This window comes from Phocaeicola sp. RTP21198st1_B8_RTP21198_201120 (genome assembly GCF_040929485.1).
In the GTDB taxonomy this organism is placed as follows: Bacteria; Bacteroidota; Bacteroidia; order Bacteroidales; family Bacteroidaceae; genus Phocaeicola; species Phocaeicola dorei.
This window is the reverse complement of sequence record NZ_JBCOCI010000468.1, coordinates 1-1,155: the sequence shown is the minus strand read 5'-3', so window position 1 is coordinate 1,155 and position 1,155 is coordinate 1. Positions and strand designations below refer to the sequence as shown.

The 1,155-nt window shown below is 37.7% G+C and carries 1 protein-coding gene and 1 pseudogene; both read left to right on the top strand.

Features of this window, described 5'->3' with window-relative positions; all coding sequences use genetic code 11:
- Positions 1-604: pseudogene (locus AB5935_RS27350) on the top strand (SusC/RagA family protein); the annotation flags it as partial.
- Between the two features lie 14 nt (positions 605-618).
- Positions 619-1,155, top strand: a 537-nt coding sequence (locus tag AB5935_RS27345) for a RagB/SusD family nutrient uptake outer membrane protein (RefSeq protein WP_368328020.1), incomplete at its 3' end; no start/stop codon positions are given.

The window sequence follows — 1,155 nt, the reverse complement described above, 5'->3', positions numbered from 1 at the left end:
GTTCTATGATGAGAATAGTACTATCACCAGTGATATCAATTTCCAAAGTACTTCAACAGATTACTTAAAATACGAAGGACCGACAGATCCCAAATATACAGGAGGGTTTAACAATTCCTTTACTTGGAAAGGTATCTCATTAGATATTTTCTTCACTTTCCAAGCCGGAAATGTAATCCGATTGAATCCTGTATTTAACAGCAGTTATAATGACTCTCAAGCAACCCCCAAAGAGTTCTTTAACAGATGGGAATTCAGAGGAGATGAGAAGCATACTAATATCCCTGCAATAGCTGATAAAGATCTGATATCAGATTTGAGCAGTACTTATCCTTATTCAGCATACAATTATTCAGATATACGGGTAGCAAAAGGAGATTTCATCCGTCTTAAATCATTATCTGTAGGATATACCATTCCGCAGAAGCTTTTTAAATCGTGGAAGTTGTTCTCTGATATTCGTTTACGAGTAACCGGCAAAAACTTATGGTTACTATACTCTGATAAAAAATTGAATGGACAAGACCCTGAATTTGTCAATACCGGTGGTGTAGCCCAACCGATACAAAAACAAGTTATTTTTTCATTAGATGTCAGTTTCTAAATCATCCTTATACAATGAAGAGAATTAAAATATACTTATATATTGGAATCATGTCCTTTTGTACCAGTTGCTCTGACTTTCTGGACAAAGTACCCGACGAACGTACTCAAATAGATTCTCCGGATAAAGTATCCGCATTACTAGTAAATGCGTATCCTAAAGTTTCTTATGCGGCTATTGTCAATACCCGTTGTGATTACATAACCGACTTCGGAAGTGTTTACTCTGGTGCGCAACCAGGAGCATTATTCAGCTTTATGGGTGAAAATTTCTTATGGAAAGACGTGATAGAAGATGGAAATGATTCCTTCGAAAACTTCTGGACAGGATGCTATGCAGCTATTGCAGTATCTAACCAGGCGCTTGTTTCTATCGACGAGTTAGGAACACCTTCAAGCACAATCAATCAAAAGGGAGAAGCACTCATGACCAGAGCCTTCTCACATTTTTGTCTTGCTTCACTCTTTGCCCAACAATATGACGAATCGACTGCATCGTTATATCCGGGTATTCCTTATGTAGAGAAACCAGAAACACAGCCAGTAGAACAA